The organism is uncultured Amnibacterium sp. (genome assembly GCF_964244015.1).
Classification (GTDB): domain Bacteria; phylum Actinomycetota; class Actinomycetes; order Actinomycetales; family Microbacteriaceae; genus Amnibacterium.
The window spans coordinates 1-17,534 of the sequence record NZ_CAXTHO010000058.1 but is presented as its reverse complement, the minus strand read 5'-3'; the positions used below and the strand labels follow the sequence as shown (position 1 = coordinate 17,534).

Below are 17,534 nucleotides of genomic sequence, written 5' to 3'. Positions count from 1 at the left end.
CGCACCCGACGCCGCGAGCCGGAGGGCGACGGCCGCGGTGAACTCCGGATCCTCCGCACCGTGCCGCAGCAGCCGGCCCCCGTTGGCGCACACGGCGTATTCGGCGGCCGAGAACGGCTCCTGCACCCGCTGGAGCTGCGCGACGGTGCGGGTCGTGATCGGCACGAAGCAGCCCCGCTCGACCAGCCCGGCGATCACCGTCGCCGCCCGCTCGGTCAGGTACGACAGCGGCCGGCCCTCGTAGACCTCAACGCAGCGCAGCCGCGGCGCGGGCTCGCCCGGCGGCAGCAGGAGGGCGGAGGTGGAGTAGAGCAGGGTCCGGTCGAGGTCGCTGATCACCAGCGTGGCCGCTGCGCTCACCCCGTCGGTCCCTGCGCCGCTGTGCCCGCGGCGCCGACCGCGCCGCGGGTGTACCTCGGATGGATGAGGCCCACCGCGCGGTAGACCAGGTCCGGGTCCTCCACCACCGGGACGCCGCGCTGCGCGGCGAGCAGGCGCAGATGCGCGAGGCCCGGGTCGCGCACGTCCCGCACGAGCACCTTCCAGGGCACTCGGCGCAGGAGCACCCTGGTCGTCTCGCCGACGCCCGGCTTCACCAGGTTCACGTCGCCGATCCCCTCGCGCTCGCTCAGGGCCTCGACGCTCGCCCAGCCGGCCCAGGTAGGGGCGACGGCCTCGATGGGTGTCCGGGACCGGTCCCGCACGGCGGCCGCGATACCGGCGAAAGCGGCCTCGACGACGTCGACGAACCGGTTCGACACATCGGAGGGGGCCAGGTGCGCGTAGAACTTCGCGCCGTGGAAGTCGGTCGCGGCGAGCAGGCTCCGGTTCAGGACGGTCCGCGAGACCAGGCCGGAGACGGTGGAGTTCAAGCAGGCGGACGGCAGCAGGAAGTCGTCGCGGGTGCCGAAGGTCGTGACGCAGGAGCCCGGGTCGGCGAGCACGGCGAGCTCGGCCCGGAACGCGGAACCGAGTTCCGAGTTGGCGGTCGCGACGGAGGCGGCGAGCTCGCGCACGATGGCGCCCTTGCCGGTCCAGCCGTCGACGAACGCGATGTCCGCGGGGTCGTGCTGCGCAGCCAGGTAGCGCAGCGCCTCCGTGTCGATGCCGCGTCCGCGGACGATCGAGACGGCGTAGTGCGGCACGTCGATACCGTGGGCGGACCGGAGCCAGCGGCGCAGCAGCACGCCGACGGGCGTGCCGGCCCGGGCGAGGGAGACGAGCACGAGCCGCTCGCCCCGCTGCGCCAGCAGCTGTTCCGCGACGACGCCGACCGCCTCCGCGACGTGCGTCGCCTGCTCGGCGAGGGCCTGCTCGAACAGCGCGGTGTACTCGGCATCCGGTTCGTACTCGATCGGCAGCGACTCGGCGTAGTGCGCGCCGCCGGATTGGATGGCCTCCTCGCGCTCCTCGACCGGCGCCTCGAGCACCACGTCGGACAGGTCGGTGAGCAGCCACGCGACGTCGTCCGGCGGGTACGAGCCGAATGCGGGCCCGTGGAGGGGCTGCGGCGCTGTCATGCGGTGGCCTCGGGCGTGCCGTCCGGCACGACGGCCACGAGCACCCGGGCCGCCAGCGCCGTCAGCTGCGGGAGCAGTCCCCCCGCGCCGGTCAGCTGCGGCGTGCGTCCCCGCTCGTCGACGACGACCACGATCGTGTCGAAGCGCCCGGCGGCGCCGAGGTTGTAGGCGAACCGCTCCCCCGGCCCGTCGTCCGGGTCGTCGTGCGCGGCGAAGACGACGCGGCTCCTGATCGGGTACGCGGGATCGTCGACGACGACCACGGGCGACCGGGTCGTCGCCGACGACGTGAGCGCGGCGTCGGGCAGCAGCGCGCCGAGCCGGCCCGCGAGCGCCTGCGGGAGGTACATCAGCTCCTCGGTCCCGAGCACGTGGATGCGGCCCTCCGGCACGCGGTCGGCGACGCTGCCGGCGAGCGCGGCGAGCGCCGACTCGAAGCGCTGCCGGTCCGTCCGCCGGTAGCCGTGCCGCCCGTGGTGGCGGGCGTCCCGCGGCCAGGCGCCCTCGATCCACTCGACCCCTGCCCACTCGACCCCGTGCGCCGCGGGGTTCCGCTGCGGCGGCACGGCCGGCTCCGCCTGCAGCGCGGCCGCGCGCGCGAGCACGTCCTCCGGCACGCGGACCGCGCCGCTCGCGAGCGCGACCACCCGCAGGTCCACGCCCAGCTCGGCTGCCGCGGCCAGCAGCCGCCCCGCGTCCCCCGGCGGCCGGAGGTCGACCAGCGTCGCGACGACGTAGCGCCGGCCCGACCGGATCCGCTCCAGCATCGCGACGGTGTTCAGCACGGTGGTCCCCGTCGTCAGCTCGTCGTCGACCAGGACGACCGTGCCCGCCTCGAGCAGCTCTGCGCGGTCCGGCAGCAGCCGGTGGCTCGTCGCGTGGCTGTGCTCCTCCTCGAAGCCGGCACCTGCGACGGCGGAGGGGAGGTCCCTGCGGGTCGACGAGAGGTAGTCCGCATCGAGCGCGTCGGCGACGGTCTGCCCGAGGGCGGTGGCGGTCTCCGCGTACCCGATCACGAGCAGGTCGTGCGACTGATCGACGGACGGCGCGGTCACGGTGTCGGCCGCCGCACCCGGCTCACCCCGGAGGGCGCGCAGCAGCCGGGCGCCGGAAGCCTCGAGCACGGCATCACCCTCGGGCGCGCCGAGCGCCCGCGCGACGAGCCGGCCGAGCAGCAGCGCCGCACCGCGGACCACATCGGGATCCGTCGGGCGATGCTTGCCGAGCACCGTGGAGACCAGCAGATGCGCCCGCCGCGGGTTGCGCCGCACCGCCAGGGAGACGAGGTCGTCGAGCCGGAGGCCCAGCGGGCCGGGCGACGACGCCAGCTCGATCCCGAGGCGCCGCTCCGCCCACCCCGTGGCGCCGGCCGCCGTGGTCGAAGCCAGGTCGCGCATCCCGCCATAGTGTCAGGGCTCCGCCCGCACCCGCCGCTCCCCATCCGGAGGCATCGTTCTCACCGTCTGGTTCAACCGCACCTACGCCACGCACGTGCACACGATCGCGCTCCTCCGCGACAACCCGGCGGGCGAGTCCGTGCGGATCCTCGCCACCCACGCGTCGCCGGACTCGCCCGTGCTCGCGGTGGCCGACGTCACGGAGCCGGAGCCCGACGACGACCTCACGGAGGAGCAGTACGTGCAGTGGGCGCTCGGCGTCTGCGAGCGCCACGGCGTCGACGTCGTCATCCCGCGGCTGCACGCGGCGGCGATCGCGGGGGCGCGAGCGCGGTTCGCGCACGCCGGCGTCGCGACGGTGGTCCCGCCGCGGGAGGCGATCCTGCGGCTGCACGACAAGGTGGGCGCCTACGAGGACGCGGCCCGCGACGGCCTGCCGGTCCCCCCGTACCGGGTCGCGCGCACCGCCGCTGAGCTGCTCGACGCGTTCGACGAGCTGGAGCGCCGGTTCGGCCGCGTCTGTGTCAAACCCGTCCTCGGCGTGGGCGGCGAGGGGTTCTACGAGCTGCTGCGCCGGCCGCTCGCGCTGCCGGAGCTGCTCGGCCCCCTCCAGAGCCTGCTCGACGTGCGGACGCTCGCCGCGGCGCTCGAGCGCGAGCGCGCTGCGGTGCCGCCGCTGCTCGTGATGCCGGTGCTGCCCGGGCCGGAGGTGAGCGTCGACTGCCTCGCGGACGCCGACGGCACGCTGCTCGCCGCGGTCCCCCGGGGCAAGCGCGGGTACCGGCGCTTCCTGCTCGACGACCCGGCCGCGACCGCGATCGCGCGCTCCGTCGTCGCCCGCCACCGGCTCGCGTTCCTCTCCAACACCCAGGTGCGCTCCTGGCAGCAGCCCGGCGTCGACCCGGCGCCGCGGCCGTACCTGCTCGAGACGAATCCGCGGGCCTCCGGCGGCATCGCGCAGACGGCGCGGGCGGGCGTGAACCTGCCGTGGGCCGCCGTCGAGCTGGCGCTCGGCCGACGACCCGCGCCCCTCCACCCGCGGCTCGGGGCGTCGTTCACGACGGTGCCGACCATCGTCGAGCCGTCAGGCGAGCCGCGCGGGCAGGGCCTCGGCGGCGAGCAGGTCCACCAGGCCGACGTCCTCGTGGGCGACACCGAACGCCCGCGCCCGCGCTAGCACCCCGCGCGCCCAGGCGAGATGCGGCTTGGACTCGTTCATCTTGTTCCCGTATCGGGACGCCGTCGCGCCACCGGAGGCCGCGGTGCCGACGATGTCCGTGGCGTCCGAGTGCTCCTCGGCGGTGACCACCAGCAGCGCGTGCACCGCGGCGACGTGGTCGGGGTGGATGACGGTCTTGCCGATGAGGCCGTTCGCCTTGTCCAGCACCACCTCCCGGATCAGCCCGTCCAGGTCGGCACGGACGAGCCGCTGCCGCAGGCCCCGCTCGTCCTGGTCCTCGAACGGCGTCACCCGCAGCTGCGGTTTGAACAGGCGGTCGTGCGAGGCGAAGTACTCCCAGACGGGACCGGTGATCACGTGTCCGGTGCCGTCCGCGCGGCCGAGCACGTTGACCACGTCGCTGATCAGCTCGGCGACGATGCGGACGTCGTAGATCGTCAGGTCCGGGTCGCGGCGCAGGCCGTACACGGCGCTCAGGTCGGTGGCGCCGATCCGCACCGCGAGCACGAGGTCGCGCTGCTCGCCGAGCAGCTGCGCGATGCCGGTCAGCGTCGACAGCCGGGACTCCCGGTGGATCAGCCGAGGCGACTCCAGCACCGGCATCGCGAGCAGCGGGACCCCGCTGTCGCGCCGCGCCACGTGCAGCGCCTCGAGGTACGCACGCCCGTTGTCGGCCTCGAACTTCGGCAGCACGAAGCCCGACAGCAGCACCGCGTCCGCGCCCAGCCGCTCGACGAGGTCGGGGATCTGCTCGGGCCGACGCACCCGGACGAACGTCAGCGGGGCGCCGTCGCCTCCGCGGGTGCGATCTCGCAGCAGCCGGAGCTGCGCGACGAGGTTCTCCTCCGCCCACGGGATGTCGGCGTCCGCGATCGCGTCCTCCAGGCAGACCACGCTGCTCAGCACGCCCGCGGCGTGCTGGCGCACGAGGTCCGCGGCGATCGCGGGCCGCGTCGCCGGCATGTAGAGCGTGGCGCCGAGCGACATCGCGAGCGTGGCGGTGTCCGCCGTCCGCTCGAACGGGTCCGGCTCGACGGCGAAGAGCCGGCTTCGGACGGCTTCGGGCAGCTGGTGGAAATGGCGCACGGGGTCCCGCTCTCGGGCCGGATAGCCCCTGGGCGGGCTGTGTCATCATGCCTACCATGGCCGGGTTGCCCAAGGGCGCGAACACAGCGGTGCCCTCCGGGGCCGTCCGCGCACAGCTGTCCTGGTCGTCCGCGCCGGGCTCCCCCGACGTCGACGTGTCGGCGCTGCTGCTCGGCGCGGACGGTCGGGTCCGCTCCGACGACGACTTCGTCTTCTACAACCAGCCGAGGGACCCCTCCGGCACAGTCACGCACCGCGGCAAGTCGACGGCGGGCGGCACGGCGACCGACTCGATCGAGGTCGACCTCACGGCCCTGACGCCCGTGGTCCACCGGGTCGTGATCGCCGCATCCTCCGACGGCGGACCGTTCGGCGGCGTCCGCGACCTGGCGCTCAGCATCCGCGACGTCGCGACCGGAGCAGAGCTGGCGAGCTTCACCGACATGGGCGCGACCACCGAGACCGCCTTCGCAGCCGGCGAGCTCTACCGCCGCGACGGCGGATGGAAGTTCCGCGCCGTCGGGCAGGGCTGGGCGTCGGGCCTCGCCGGCCTCGCGACCGACTACGGCATCTCCGTGCAGGACGAGGCGGCACCCGCTCCTGCACCTGCACCTGCACCTGCCCGTGCACCTGCACCTCAGGCTCCTCCGGCGTCCAGGGTCGTGAACCTCGACAAGGGTCGCGTCAGTCTCGTGAAGGGCGAGCGGGTCAGCCTCGTGAAGACGGGCGCCCCCGCCCTGGACCGCGTCGTGATGGGCCTCGGCTGGGATCCGGCGGAGAGCGGGCGCTCGATCGACCTCGATGCATCGGCCCTCGCGTTCGACGTGACCGGGAAGAACCTCGAGGTCGTCTGGTTCAACCATCGCACCGCCTTCCGCCGTGCGATCACGCACTCGGGCGACAACGTCACCGGTGAGGGCGACGGTGACGACGAGCAGATCATCGTGCGGCTCAGCGCCCTGCCGAGCGAGGTCCACTCCCTCGTCTTCACCATCAACTCGTTCGGCGGTCAGAAGTTCACCGAGATCAGCCGGGCGTTCTGCCGGCTCGTCGACGAGCGGTCCGGTGCTGAGCTCGTGCGGTTCGACCTCACCAACTCGGAGGCGCGGACCGGCGTCATCATGGCCGTCCTCACCCGCACCGGCACGTCGTGGGAGATGCGCGCCGTCGGCGCGTACCACGACGGCCGGACGGGCAAGGACATGCGCGCGGTCGCCGCGCAGGCCCTCGCCAGCTGAGGCGGGAGGCGGACCGGGCTACTTGCTGCCCGCCGTCCAGCGCATGCCCCAGCCGAAGGCCGTGTCGAGCTCGGAGTGCCCGCCGAAGTACCGCACCTCGCGCTGCACGGTGAGCTCGCCGCCGACGTTCTGCAGCACGGCGATGGCGCACATGGTCGAGCGCGGGTCGTGCTCGTCGAGTCGGACCTCGATCTGGGGACCGGCCGCGGGGAACAGCGTGACGACGGCGTTCGCGGCCGCCCAGTTCGGCGCGCCCTCGTAGATGAAGGCGAACACCAGGATCCTGCGGATGTGGTCGACCTGGGACAGGTCGACGAACAGGTTCTCGCCGGCGGTGTTCGTGCCGCTGCGGTCGTCACCGTCGAGACGGCAGATCGGCTGGGACGAGAACGGGTTCCGGTCCCGGAGCGCGTCGCCGAGCGCCTGCACGGCGCCCTTGGACCCGTCCGAGTACTCGTAGAGGCAGCCGAGATCGAGATCGATCGACGACGACGACCGCCCGAAGAGCCCGGTGCGCCTGGTCTGCGCGTCCCAGTTCAGGTTCACCCGGAGCAGACCGCCTCCGGCCGGCTGCTTCGCCAGCGACACCTTCGGGGCGGCCTTCGTCAGCGTCACCTTGCTCAGGGAGACGCCGCCCTTCGCCCCGTCGCCGTCGCCGCTCCGCTTGCTGTAGTCGACCGCCATGTCTGTCCTGCTCCTTGGATCCGGTTCCGCCCGACCGCATCGGCCGGGATGTGGTCAGCCGACCGCTGGGGTGCGCGCGAGGCGACGGTTCCTGACCAGGGAGCTGGCGAACGCGGCACCGATGAAGGCGACCCCGACCAGCCCGGTGATGATCTCGGGCACCTCGAACCGGATGCCGAGCAGCAGGATGACCGACAGGGCGCCGATGGCCCAGTGCGCACCGTGCTCCAGGTACACGTAGTCCCCGAGCGTCCCCTGGCGCACCAGGAAGACCGTCAGCGACCGGATGTAGAACGCGCCGATCCCGAGGCCGACCGCGATGATGATGATGTCCTGCGTGATCGCGAACGCGCCGATCACCCCGTCGAACGAGAACGACGCGTCGAGCACCTCGAGGTACAGGAACAGGAAGAACGCCGCACGGCCCGCGACGACCTTGACCGGCGCGGCACCCGACCTGCTCTGCGGCGCAGCCGCCGCGATCCGGTCGGCGTCACCGTGGATACCGGGCTGGACGTCCTCCTCGCCCTCCTCCTCGTCGCCGTCGTTGCTGGCCGACTCGAAGAGGCTGCTGAGCCCGTTGACCAGGAGGTACACGACGAGGCCGAGCACACCGGAGACCAGCACGGTCGCGGGGTCGTCGGACAGGCCGAACGCCGCCGCCACGAGCACGATCAGCGCGACGACGACCGAGAGCTGGTCCAGCTGCCCGATCCGTGCCAGCGGCCGTTCCAGCCAGGTCAGCCAGCGGATCTCCCGATCCTCGAAGAGGAAGTCGAGGAAGAGCACGAAGAGGAACGTGCCGCCGAACGCCGCGATGCTCGGGTGCGCCGCAGAGAGCAGGTAGCCGTAGGTGCCCGGCTCCTCCGCGCTGCCGCCCTCGAGCGCGAGGCGGACCGCATCGATCGGGTTCAGCTGCGCCGTGACGCCGACGATCAGCAGCGGGAACACGAGCCGCATGCCGAACACGGCGATCAGCACACCGATCGTGAGGAAGATCCGTTGCCAGAACGGATTCATCCTGACGACGATGCCCGCGTTCACGACCGCGTTGTCGAAGGAGAGCGAGATCTCCAGCACCGCCAGGATCGCGACGAGCGCCAACGCTTCCGGGCCGCCGAAGACGAGGGCACCGACGAGGCCGATCAGGGTGATCGAGAAGGCCCAGCCGAACGTGCGGAGGATCACGCGGCGACCGTGCTGGAGCGTCGGTCAGGGCGACCCGAAGTGTTCGGACGCACCGCGCGCCTCAGAGCCGGACGCCGTAGTCGCGCGCGATGCCGGCGAGACCGGAGGCGTAGCCCTGCCCGACCGCCCGGAACTTCCACTCGGCGCCGTTGCGGTAGAGCTCCCCGAAGACCATCGCGGTCTCGGTGGACGCGTCCTCGGTCAGGTCGTAGCGGGCCAGCTCAGTGTTGTTCGACTGGTCGACCACGCGGATGAAGGCGTTCACGACCTGCCCGAACGACTGCGAGCGGGCCTCCGCCTCGTAGATCGAGACGGGGAACACGACCTTCTGGATGTCGGCGGGCACGGTGCTCAGGTCGACCTTGACCGCTTCGTCGTCGCCCTCGCCGGCACCCGTGAGGTTGTCGCCCGTGTGCTCGACCGAGCCTTCCGGCGACTTCAGGTTGTTGAAGAACACGAAGTAGTCGTCGCTCGGGACCTTGCCGTCGGCGCCGCACAGCAGCGCGCTGGCATCGAGGTCGAAGTCGGCTCCCGTCGTGGTCCGCGTGTCCCAGCCGAGACCGACGAGCACCGCGGTGAGGCTCGGCGCGATCTTGGTGAGGCTGACGTTGCCACCCTTGGACAGCGAGACCGACATGTGACTTCCTCCAGAACGAGTCGGACCGTCCGAACGGCGGGATCATGCGGGATCCGCCGTCCGGTGCGGGGTGTGCCCGCGCCGTCAGCCTACCGACAGCCGGCTCCGCGGAGCGGTCGGGAACTCCCAGGAGATGCGGGGGCGGGGAGACTGGGCGGCATGACACTCGATCTCCAGCTCGTCGGCACGACCACGCAGATGGCGGTGGTCACGCTGCGGCCGGGGCAGGTCGTCTTCAGCGAGGCGGGCAAGTTCCTGTTCTGCTCCGCCGACGTGCAGATGGAGACGAAGCTGACGCAGCCGTCGTCCACGCAGAACGACCGAGGGCCCGCCGCGGGCCTGCTGCGCGGTGCGCTCGACGCCGGGAAGCGGATGCTCGCGGGCGAGTCCTTCGCGTTCACGCACTTCCACACGAACGGCGGTGACGGGCTGCTCGCGCTCGCCGGCGTGCTCCCCGGCGAGATGCGCGCCCTCGAGCTCGACGGCCGCACCACCTGGACCGCCGAGAAGGACGCCTTCGTCGCGGCGGAGGCCGGGGTGCACTTCGACGTCGCGTTCATGGGGAACCGGGCGGGCCTCGCCGGCGGCGAGGGCCTCGTCCTCGAGCGCTTCACCGGCACCGGCACGCTCCTGGTCGCGGGAGCAGGCGACTTCATCGACATCAACCCGGCCGACTACGGCGGCCGGCTCAAGGTCGACACCGGCTGCGTGGTCGCCTGGGACCAGAACATCCGCTACGACATCGAGGTGATCGGCGGCCTGAGCAGACAGGGCCTCATGACCGGCCTGTTCGGCGGCGAGGGCTTCACGCTCGCGACCCTCGAGGGCGATGGGCGAGTCATCCTGCAGTCCGTCACGATCGAGGCGCTCGCCAAGGCGCTGAAGAAGAACACGGGCGCCGGCGACCGGAAGACCGGGATGGGCCTCGGCGGCGTGTTCTCGGGCTCCGCGGACTGACGCGGCGGCGGCGGCGGCCGCGCTCGCGCGACTCGGCTGGGTCCTCGGGGGCCCCTCCTAGGATGATCCGGCCGGTGCTGCCGGCGCCCAGTCGAGACGACGACCGAGGGAACGAGCGCCCCTGTGAGCTTCACCGCACCGATCCAGCTGCCCGGACTGACCCGGGACCCGACCTGGTACAAGCGGGCGGTGTTCTACGAGGTGATGGTCCGCAGCTTCGTGGACAGCAACGGCGACGGCACGGGCGACCTGGCCGGGCTCGCCTCCCGCCTCGACTATCTGCAGTGGCTCGGCGTGGACTCCCTGTGGCTCCCGCCCTTCTACCAGTCGCCGCTGCGCGACGGCGGCTACGACATCTCGGACTTCAAGAGCGTGCTGCCCGAGTTCGGCACTATCGACGAGTTCCGCGACCTCGTGCGCCGGGCGCACGAGCGCAACATGCGCATCGTCATGGACTTCCCGCTGAACCACACCTCCGACGCGCACGAGTGGTTCCAGCAGTCCCGCAGCGATCCCGACGGGCCGTACGGCGACTTCTACGTCTGGAGCGACAGCGATGAGAAGTACAAGAACATCCGCGTGATCTTCGTCGACACGGAGGAGTCGAACTGGACGTTCGACCCGGTCCGCCGGCAGTTCTTCTTCCACCGCTTCTTCAGCCACCAGCCGGACCTGAACTACGAGAACCCGAAGGTGCAGGAGGCGATCTTCGACATCGTCCGGTTCTGGCTCGACATGGGCGTCGACGGGCTGCGGCTCGACGCCGTCCCGTACCTCTTCCAGAGCGAGGAGGGCAACGGCGAGGGCGAACCGCCGACGCACGCGTTCATCAAGCGCCTCCGCGAGTACGTCGACCGCGAGTACCCGGGCCGGATCCTGCTGGCGGAGGCGAACCAGTGGCCGCGTGAGGTCGCCGCCTTCTTCGGCTCGGAGGACGACCCGGAGTGCCACATGGCGTTCGACTTCCCCGTGATGCCGCGCATCTACTACTCGCTGCGCGCGCAGACGGCGACCGAGCTGGTCAAGATCCTGTCCGAGCAGACGGACATCCCCGCCGCCGCCGCGTGGGGCGTCTTCCTCCGCAACCACGACGAGCTGACCCTCGAGATGGTCGACGAGGAGTACCGGCAGGCGATGTACGGCTGGTACGCCTACGACCCGCGGATGCGCTCGAACATCGGCATCCGGCGGCGACTCGCCCCCCTCCTCGACAACTCCCGGGCCGAGATGGAGCTGGCGCACGCCCTGCTGTTCTCGCTGCCGGGCAGCCCGTTCCTCTACTACGGGGACGAGATCGGGATGGGCGACAACATCTGGCTGAACGACCGCGACGCGTCCCGCACGCCGATGCAGTGGACGCCCGACCGCAACGCCGGGTTCTCCACCTCCGACCCCGGCAAGCTGTTCCTGCCCGTCGTGCAGTCGCTCGTCTACCACTACGCGCTCGTCAACGTGGAGTCGCAGCTCGCCCAGTCGCGCTCGATGCTGCACTGGGTGCGGAACGTGATCCACACCCGGAAGGCGCACCCCGTGTTCGGCATGGGCGACCTGACCGTGCTCGAGACCGACCACGAGTCCGCGCTCGCATTCCTGCGCAACTACAGCGGCACGTCCGGCGCGAACGGCGACCGCGGCGAGGCGGTGCTCTGCGTCTTCTCGTTCCTGCACAACCCGATCTCGTTCACGATCACCGCGCCGGACCTCGCGAACCACTCCCTGACCGACCTGTTCGGCGGCAGCACCTTCCCCTCCTTCGACGCGGAGGGGAAGGTGACGATCACCCTCGGCACGCAGAGCTTCTACTGGCTCCGGGTCGCGCAGCCGATCGCGGCGGAGGTGCCCGTCACCACGACGGCGATCCCGGTCATCGCGAACGCCGACTGACACCGGAGTCCGGCAGGCGTGCTGCGCGCCGCGGACGTGGTGTCGGAGGGACGTCCTAGCGTCGAAGCGTGCCCCAGGACGCTCCGACGCTGCTCTTCGAGTTCGAGGACCCGCCCGCGCCCGTCGAGACCGTCGCGATCATCTCGACGTGGCGACCGCCGCCTCCCGCGCCCATCGCCGAGCCGGTGCCGCTCCTGCTCATCGAGGACCGGGACGAGCCGGAGGCCGCACCCGAGGCGCAGCTGCCGCTGCCCGAATGGGCGAGCGCACTCGGCGTCTTCGACCTCGAGACGACCGGCATCGACACCGCGACGGCCCGCATCGTGACGGCGCACGTCGGCCTGATCGACGAGACGGGCGCCGTCGTCGAGCGCAAGGACTGGATCGTGGATCCCGGCGTCCCGATCCCCGAGGGAGCCGCGGCGGTGCACGGCATCACCGACGCCCGTGCGCAGCGCTTCGGTCGCCCACCCGGCGAGGTCGTGCCCGAGATCCTGGCCGCGATCCGCAGCCTCTTCGCCCGCGGCTTCCCGCTCGTGGTCTACAACGCGCCGTACGACCTCACACTGCTCGCCGCAGAAGCCGAGCGGCACCGCCTCTGGCCGCTCGAGGTCACGGCGCCGGTCGTCGACCCGTTCGTGCTCGACAAGCAGCTCGACCGGTTCCGCACCGGCAAGCGCACCCTCACCGCAGCGGCGGCGGTGTACGGGGTCTACCTCACCGAGGCGCACGACGCCGGCGCCGACGCCATCGCGGCCGGCCGCCTCGCGCAAGCCATCGCCCGCCGACACGCGGCCGACCTCGGCCTGACGAGCCAGCAGCTGCACGACGCCCAGGTCGGCTGGTGCGCCGATCAGGCCGACCGGTTCCAGACCTACATGCGCGAGAAACGCGACCCGGCCTTCACGACGTCAGGCGCCTGGCCCCAGCGCTGACCCGCACTCCCGGGGCCGTCCGCTGCAAAAATGACGGTGCGCACCGCCGGATGAGCAGCGGTGGGCCCCGCTAGCGTCGAGCGACGAACCGGGCGGTCAGCGACCGAAGTTCTTGAAGCGCTGGTTGAACTTCTCCACGCGACCGGCGGAGTCCATGATCCGCTGCTTGCCCGTGTAGAACGGGTGCGAGGCGGAGGAGATCTCGACGTCGATGACGGGGTAGGTCGTGCCATCGAGCTCGATGGTCTTCTGGCTGGTCACCGTGGACCGAGTCAGGAAGGTCTCACCGGACGCGAGGTCCCGGAAGACGATCGGACGGTACTCGGGGTGGGCGCCGGACTTCATGACGGATGAACCTCTTCAGATCGAGAGTGAATTCGAGGGCCGGCTGTACGTGCACGGCGGCGGGGCCGGAGATCCGGCCGACCGTCGACGATACCAGAGCCGGAGAGCCGCGGGTCAGACGCCGGCGACGGCTCTCGCCGCGTAGCGGCCCTCGCGCTCGGTGATCTCGACCAACAGGCCGAACGTCTCCCCGATGCGCTCCCCCGTGATCGTCTCGGCGATCGGGCCGGCCGCCACGACCGCGCCGTGCTTCAGCAGCAGCGCGTGCGTGAAGCCCAGCGGGATCTCCTCGACGTGGTGGGTGACCATCACCATGCCGGGCGCGCTGGGGGCGCTCGCGTAGCCGCCGAGCAGCTGCAGCAGCTCCTCCCTGGCCCCGAGGTCGAGGCTCGCGGCGGGCTCGTCGAGCAGCAGCAGCTCGGGGTCGGTCATCACCGCGCGGGCGATCTGGACGCGCTTCTGCTCGCCGTCGGACAGGTCGCCGAACCGCCGGTCGGCGAGGTGGTCGAGACGCCATTCCGCGAGCACCCGGTTCGCACGGCGGGTGTCGATGTCCTCGTACTCCTCGTTCCAGCGCCCGGTGACCGAGTAGGCCGCGGTCAGCACGACGTCGAGCACCGCCTCGGTCGGCGGGATGCGCTTCGCCATCGCGCTCGACGCGAAGCCGATACGCGGCCGGACCTCGAACACGTCCGCCTTGCCGAGCTGCGCGTCGAGGACCGTGACCGTGCCCCGCGACGGATGCAGCAGGGCGGACGCCAGCTGCAGCAGCGACGTCTTCCCCGCCCCGTTCGGGCCGAGGACGACCCAGCGCTCCGCGCTGTCGACGGTCCATGACACGCGGTCGAGGATCGTGGTGCTGCCCCGGGTCAGCGTGACGTCCGAGAACTGCACCACCGCTGCCATGGCTCCAACCCTAGACGGAGGCCGCGCCCGACTCCCGCTCGTCGGCCGTCAGACGAGCGAGCGGTAGATCTCCACGGTCTGGGCCGCGATGGCGTCCCAGTCGAAGACCGCGCGGGCGCGCTCGCGGCCGGCGGCACCGTACGTCGCAGCCGTCGCTCGGTCCAGCACGGTCTCGCCGAGGATCCGGCCGAGGTCCGCCACGAAGCGCTCGGGGTCGGTCGGGGTACCCGTGCCGTCCTGTATCTGGTCGATCGGCACGATCCTGCCGGTCTCGCCGTCGACGACGACCTCGGGGATGCCTCCCGTCGCCGTACCGACGACCGCGGTGCCGCAGCCCATCGCCTCCAGGTTCACGATCCCGAGCGGCTCGTAGACCGAGGGGCAGACGAACACGTCAGCGGCGGTGAGCAGCGCCGTCAGCTCGGGCCGCGGCAGGATCCGCTCGATCCAGACGACGCCGCTGCGCGCCTGCTGCAGGTCCCGCACGAGGCCGGAGACCTCCGCCATGATCTCCTTCGTGTCCGGCGCTCCCGCGCAGAGAACCAGCTGCACCTCCGGCGGCAGCGTCGCGGCCGCACGCAGCAGGTACGGCAGCCCCTTCTGCCGGGTGATGCGCCCGACGAAGATCACCGTGGGCCGGTCGGGGTCGACACCGAGCGAGCGGACGAGGTCGGGGTCGTGGTTCGGCTGCCAGCGGTCCAGGTCGATGCCGTTGTAGACCACGTGGAGGCGCGCCGGATCGACCCTCGGGTAGGACCGCAGGATGTCGTCGCCCATGCCCCTGCTCACCGCGATCACAGCGTCGGCCGCCTCGTAGGCGGTGCGCTCGATCTCGCTCGAGATCCGGTAGCCGCCGCCCAGCTGCTCGGCCTTCCATGGCCGCAGCGGCTCGAGGCTGTGCGCTGTGACGACGTGCGGGACGCCGTGCAGCAGCTTCGCGAGGTGCCCCCCGGCGTTCGCGTACCAGGTGTGCGAGTGCACGAGATCGGTGCCGGCAGCGCCCTGCGCCATCTGCAGGTCGACGCCGAGGGTCGCAAGCGATCCGTTCGCGCCGTCCAGCTCGGCAGGGGTCGGGTAGGCGGTCACGCCTGCCTCGTCCCGAGGCGCGCCGAAGCATCGCACCTGGACCTCGATGCGGCTCCGCAGGGCCCTCGTCAGCTCCGCGACGTGCACCCCCGCCCCTCCGTAGATCTCGGGCGGGTACTCCTTGGTCAGCAGATCGACGCGCACGCGCGTCACCATAGACCGTGACACGCACGGGCGGCAGTGACCCCCAATTCGTCCGCTGACCGGGAATTTCCAGGTCCGATGTATGTCGCTTGGGAGTACGGTCGGCGCTATGCCATCGAAGAAGGTATTCGGCATCGTGCTCGCCGGCGGCGAGGGCAAGCGCCTCATGCCGCTGACCGAGGACCGGGCCAAGCCCGCGGTGCCGTTCGGCGGTGTCTACCGCCTGATCGACTTCGCGCTGTCGAACCTGCTGAACTCCGGTCTCACGCAGATCGTCGTGCTGACGCAGTACAAGTCGCACAGCCTCGACCGCCACGTCGCCGAGACGTGGCGCCTGTCCGGTCTGCTGAACTCGTACGTGGCATCCGTGCCCGCGCAGCAGCGGCTCGGCAAGCGCTGGTACCTCGGCAGCGCCGACGCGATCTTCCAGAGCTTGAACCTGATCGGCGACGAGCAGCCCGACATCGTGGTCGTCGTCGGCGCCGATCACGTGTACCGGATGGACTTCTCCCAGATGATCGAGGCGCACATCGCGTCCGGCAAGAAGGCGACGGTCGCGGCGATCCGCCAGCCGATCGAGCTCGCCAACGCGTTCGGCGTGATCGACGTCGACCAGGACGACCCGGCGACGATCAACCAGTTCCTCGAGAAGCCGAAGGATCCGCGCGGCCTGCCCGACTCCCCCGGCGAGGTGCTCGCCTCCATGGGCAACTACGTGTTCGACACCGATGCGCTGATCGCGGCGCTGGAGGCGGATGCGGAACGTCCCGGGTCCAAGCACGACATGGGCGGCGACATCGTGCCGGCGTTCGTCGAGCAGGGCGAGGCCGGCGTCTACGACCTGAACCGCAACACGGTTCCGGGGTCGACGGACCGCGACCGCTACTACTGGCGCGACGTGGGCTCGATCGAGTCGTTCTACGACGCCCACATGGACCTCGTGTCCGCGCTGCCGGTGTTCAACCTCTACAACCGCCGCTGGCCGATCTACACGCAGACGCTGAACTCGCCCCCCGCGAAGTTCAACCGCGACGCCTACGGCAACAACACGGTCGTGCACGACTCGATCGTGTCGCCCGGTTCGCTGTTCTCCGGGTCCCGGATCCAGAACAGCGTGCTCGGCCCGTGGGCGATCGTGGAATCCGGCGCCTCGGTCGTCGACTCGGTGCTGTTCGACCGGGTCAGGATCGGCGCGGGCGCGGTCGTGCAGAAGGCGATCCTCGACAAGAACGTGGTGATCGCGGAGGGCGCGCGGGTCGGCATCGAGCACGAGCGCGACCGCGAGCGCGGCCTCACCGTCACGGACACCGGCATCGTCGTCGTCGGCAAGGGCGTCCGAGTCGATCCCTGACCTCCGGCACGCTGACCTTCCGGCACGCTGACCTCTGGCACGCTGGGCGGGTGAGCCGCCTCCTCGTCGTCCTCGACGTCGATTCGACGCTGATCGGCGAGGAGGTGATCGATCTGCTCGCCGAATCGGCGGGCGTCGGTGCGGTGGTCGCCGACATCACCGCCGCCGCGATGCGCGGAGAGCTGGACTTCGCCGGCAGCCTGCTGCGCCGCGTCGCTCTGCTGGCGGGTCTGCCGGCCGCCGTGCTCAGCGAGGTGCGGGCGCGGATCACCGTGACCGACGGCGTGGCCGAGCTGGTCGCCGCGGTGCACGCGGGCGGCGGCGCGGTCGGAGCGGTGTCCGGCGGCTTCGCGCAGGTCCTCGACCCGCTCGCCGACGAGCTCGGGCTGGACCGCCGACACGCGAACGATCTCGAGATCGTGGACGGGCGGCTCACCGGGCGCGTGCTGGGCCGGATCGTGGACGCGGAGGTGAAGCGGGAGCGGCTGCTCGCGTGGGCGGACGAGCTCGGGGCGACGCGGACGATCGCGATCGGCGACGGCGCGAACGACCTCCTGATGATGGCGGCGGCGTCGCTCTCGATCGGGTTCGACGCGAAGCCGGCAGTCCGGTCCGAGACCGACATCTGCCTCCCAGGCCGCTCTCTCCGCCCCGTGCTGCACCTGATCTGACGACGGTCGCTGCTCCAGGTGCGAGCGCAGCGGGCTGCGAGCCGAGCGGTGCGGTCAGTCCGCGATCGGGGTGGCGGTTCCCGTCACGGTGATGCCGCCACTCGCCGGTACGTCGACGAGCAGAAGGCTCGGTCTGCCCAGGTGCCGACCCTGCCGGATCGTGATCCGTATCGGCGGGACGACGAGTCCCAGCGCGCGGAGGGAGGCGCCCGTGGAGGCAGCCGCCGGACCGGTGGCCGGATCCTCGACGATCGCGCCGACCGGGAACGGGTTCCTCGCCTCGTACTCGAGCGCCCCGAGCCGGCGCAGCACCGTCACGGTGCCG

17 protein-coding genes and 1 pseudogene are annotated in these 17,534 nt (G+C 71.7%); 7 read left to right on the top strand and 11 right to left on the bottom strand.

Annotation, left to right across the window (positions count from 1 at the left end):
• The 3 genes and pseudogenes from ACFE67_RS08335 to ACFE67_RS08325 all read right to left on the bottom strand — a co-directional run.
• A pseudogene (locus ACFE67_RS08335) lies at positions 1-360 on the bottom strand (HAD family hydrolase); the annotation flags it as partial.
• Positions 357-1,520, bottom strand: coding sequence for a cysteine protease StiP family protein (locus tag ACFE67_RS08330; protein ID WP_375406408.1), 1,164 nt, complete (start codon positions 1,518-1,520; stop codon positions 357-359). The gene ACFE67_RS08330 and the pseudogene ACFE67_RS08335, both read right to left, overlap by 4 nt.
• Positions 1,517-2,917 (bottom strand): phosphoribosyltransferase family protein, encoded by a 1,401-nt coding sequence (locus ACFE67_RS08325; RefSeq protein ID WP_375406407.1) that lies wholly within the window; start codon positions 2,915-2,917, stop codon positions 1,517-1,519. Before ACFE67_RS08325 ends, ACFE67_RS08330 begins: the two co-directional genes overlap by 4 nt.
• 94 nt (positions 2,918-3,011) lie before the next feature.
• Here ACFE67_RS08325 and ACFE67_RS08320 point away from each other — a divergent pair, with 94 nt between their 5' ends.
• Positions 3,012-4,094 carry an ATP-grasp domain-containing protein gene (locus ACFE67_RS08320; RefSeq protein ID WP_375406406.1) on the top strand — a complete coding sequence of 361 codons (1,083 nt, stop codon included), beginning with the start codon at positions 3,012-3,014 and terminating at the stop codon, positions 4,092-4,094.
• On the opposite strand, the gene ACFE67_RS08315 is transcribed toward ACFE67_RS08320, so the two are convergent.
• Entirely contained in the window at positions 4,002-5,183 is a 1,182-nt protein-coding gene (locus ACFE67_RS08315) for an HpcH/HpaI aldolase/citrate lyase family protein (protein ID WP_375406405.1), read from the bottom strand. The genes ACFE67_RS08320 and ACFE67_RS08315 overlap by 93 nt on opposite strands.
• A gap of 56 nt (positions 5,184-5,239) precedes the next feature.
• Here ACFE67_RS08315 and ACFE67_RS08310 point away from each other — a divergent pair, with 56 nt between their 5' ends.
• Positions 5,240-6,421, top strand: coding sequence for a TerD family protein (locus tag ACFE67_RS08310; protein WP_375406404.1), 1,182 nt, complete (start codon positions 5,240-5,242; stop codon positions 6,419-6,421).
• A gap of 18 nt (positions 6,422-6,439) precedes the next feature.
• Here ACFE67_RS08310 and ACFE67_RS08305 read toward each other — a convergent pair whose 3' ends face one another.
• The 3 genes from ACFE67_RS08305 to ACFE67_RS08295 all read right to left on the bottom strand — a co-directional run bounded on the left by ACFE67_RS08305 (position 6,440) and on the right by ACFE67_RS08295 (position 8,930).
• Positions 6,440-7,105 (bottom strand): hypothetical protein, encoded by a 666-nt coding sequence (locus ACFE67_RS08305; protein ID WP_375406403.1) that lies wholly within the window; start codon positions 7,103-7,105, stop codon positions 6,440-6,442.
• A gap of 54 nt (positions 7,106-7,159) precedes the next feature.
• Positions 7,160-8,293: a DUF475 domain-containing protein gene (locus tag ACFE67_RS08300; protein WP_375406402.1), complete on the bottom strand. Its 1,134-nt coding sequence runs from the start codon at positions 8,291-8,293 to the stop codon at positions 7,160-7,162.
• Positions 8,294-8,354: 61 nt separating this feature from the next.
• On the bottom strand, positions 8,355-8,930 hold the full coding sequence (locus ACFE67_RS08295; RefSeq protein ID WP_375406401.1) for a TerD family protein: 576 nt from the start codon (positions 8,928-8,930) through the stop codon (positions 8,355-8,357).
• A 159-nt stretch (positions 8,931-9,089) separates the two neighbouring features.
• Here ACFE67_RS08295 and ACFE67_RS08290 point away from each other — a divergent pair, with 159 nt between their 5' ends.
• From ACFE67_RS08290 to ACFE67_RS08280, 3 genes are all read left to right on the top strand, one after another.
• On the top strand, positions 9,090-9,887 hold the full coding sequence (locus ACFE67_RS08290; protein WP_375406400.1) for an AIM24 family protein: 798 nt from the start codon (positions 9,090-9,092) through the stop codon (positions 9,885-9,887).
• Positions 9,888-10,010: 123 nt separating this feature from the next.
• A complete protein-coding gene (gene treS, locus ACFE67_RS08285) occupies positions 10,011-11,771 on the top strand; it encodes a maltose alpha-D-glucosyltransferase (protein ID WP_375406399.1) in 1,761 nt (586 codons plus the stop codon).
• A 68-nt stretch (positions 11,772-11,839) separates the two neighbouring features.
• Positions 11,840-12,706: an exonuclease domain-containing protein gene (locus tag ACFE67_RS08280; RefSeq protein WP_375406398.1), complete on the top strand. Its 867-nt coding sequence runs from the start codon at positions 11,840-11,842 to the stop codon at positions 12,704-12,706.
• 96 nt (positions 12,707-12,802) lie between these two features.
• Here the strand turns inward: ACFE67_RS08280 and ACFE67_RS08275 are convergent, their stop codons facing one another.
• The 3 genes from ACFE67_RS08275 to glgA form a co-directional block, all read right to left on the bottom strand.
• Positions 12,803-13,051 (bottom strand): type B 50S ribosomal protein L31, encoded by a 249-nt coding sequence (locus tag ACFE67_RS08275; protein WP_375406397.1) that lies wholly within the window; start codon positions 13,049-13,051, stop codon positions 12,803-12,805.
• Between the two features lie 114 nt (positions 13,052-13,165).
• Positions 13,166-13,957, bottom strand: a complete 792-nt coding sequence (locus ACFE67_RS08270; protein ID WP_375406396.1) for an ABC transporter ATP-binding protein — start codon at positions 13,955-13,957, stop codon at positions 13,166-13,168.
• Between the two features lie 48 nt (positions 13,958-14,005).
• Positions 14,006-15,187: a glycogen synthase gene (gene glgA / locus ACFE67_RS08265; RefSeq protein ID WP_375406395.1), complete on the bottom strand. Its 1,182-nt coding sequence runs from the start codon at positions 15,185-15,187 to the stop codon at positions 14,006-14,008.
• Positions 15,188-15,296: 109 nt separating this feature from the next.
• On the opposite strand from glgA, the gene glgC reads away from it, so the two are divergent.
• Positions 15,297-16,538, top strand: a complete 1,242-nt coding sequence (gene glgC, locus ACFE67_RS08260) for a glucose-1-phosphate adenylyltransferase (protein WP_375406394.1) — start codon at positions 15,297-15,299, stop codon at positions 16,536-16,538.
• Between the two features lie 50 nt (positions 16,539-16,588).
• Positions 16,589-17,209, top strand: a complete 621-nt coding sequence (gene serB / locus ACFE67_RS08255) for a phosphoserine phosphatase SerB (protein ID WP_375406393.1) — start codon at positions 16,589-16,591, stop codon at positions 17,207-17,209.
• A gap of 54 nt (positions 17,210-17,263) precedes the next feature.
• On the opposite strand, the gene ACFE67_RS08250 is transcribed toward serB, so the two are convergent.
• Positions 17,264-17,534: PhzF family phenazine biosynthesis protein (locus tag ACFE67_RS08250; RefSeq protein WP_375406392.1), on the bottom strand; the 271-nt coding region annotated here is incomplete at its 5' end.

Bases quoted from the DNA above. Each gene is read 5' to 3' on its own strand.
- ACFE67_RS08330 (WP_375406408.1), bottom strand. From the start codon at position 1,520: ATGACAGCGCCGCAGCCCCTCCACGGGCCCGCATTCGGCTCGTACCCG.
- ACFE67_RS08325 (WP_375406407.1), bottom strand. From the start codon at position 2,917: ATGCGCGACCTGGCTTCGACCACGGCGGCCGGCGCCACGGGGTGGGCG.
- ACFE67_RS08310 (WP_375406404.1), top strand. From the start codon at position 5,240: ATGGCCGGGTTGCCCAAGGGCGCGAACACAGCGGTGCCCTCCGGGGCC.
- ACFE67_RS08305 (WP_375406403.1), bottom strand. From the start codon at position 7,105: ATGGCGGTCGACTACAGCAAGCGGAGCGGCGACGGCGACGGGGCGAAG.
- ACFE67_RS08295 (WP_375406401.1), bottom strand. From the start codon at position 8,930: ATGTCGGTCTCGCTGTCCAAGGGTGGCAACGTCAGCCTCACCAAGATC.
- ACFE67_RS08290 (WP_375406400.1), top strand. From the start codon at position 9,090: ATGACACTCGATCTCCAGCTCGTCGGCACGACCACGCAGATGGCGGTG.
- ACFE67_RS08275 (WP_375406397.1), bottom strand. From the start codon at position 13,051: ATGAAGTCCGGCGCCCACCCCGAGTACCGTCCGATCGTCTTCCGGGAC.
- ACFE67_RS08270 (WP_375406396.1), bottom strand. From the start codon at position 13,957: ATGGCAGCGGTGGTGCAGTTCTCGGACGTCACGCTGACCCGGGGCAGC.
- glgC (WP_375406394.1), top strand. From the start codon at position 15,297: ATGCCATCGAAGAAGGTATTCGGCATCGTGCTCGCCGGCGGCGAGGGC.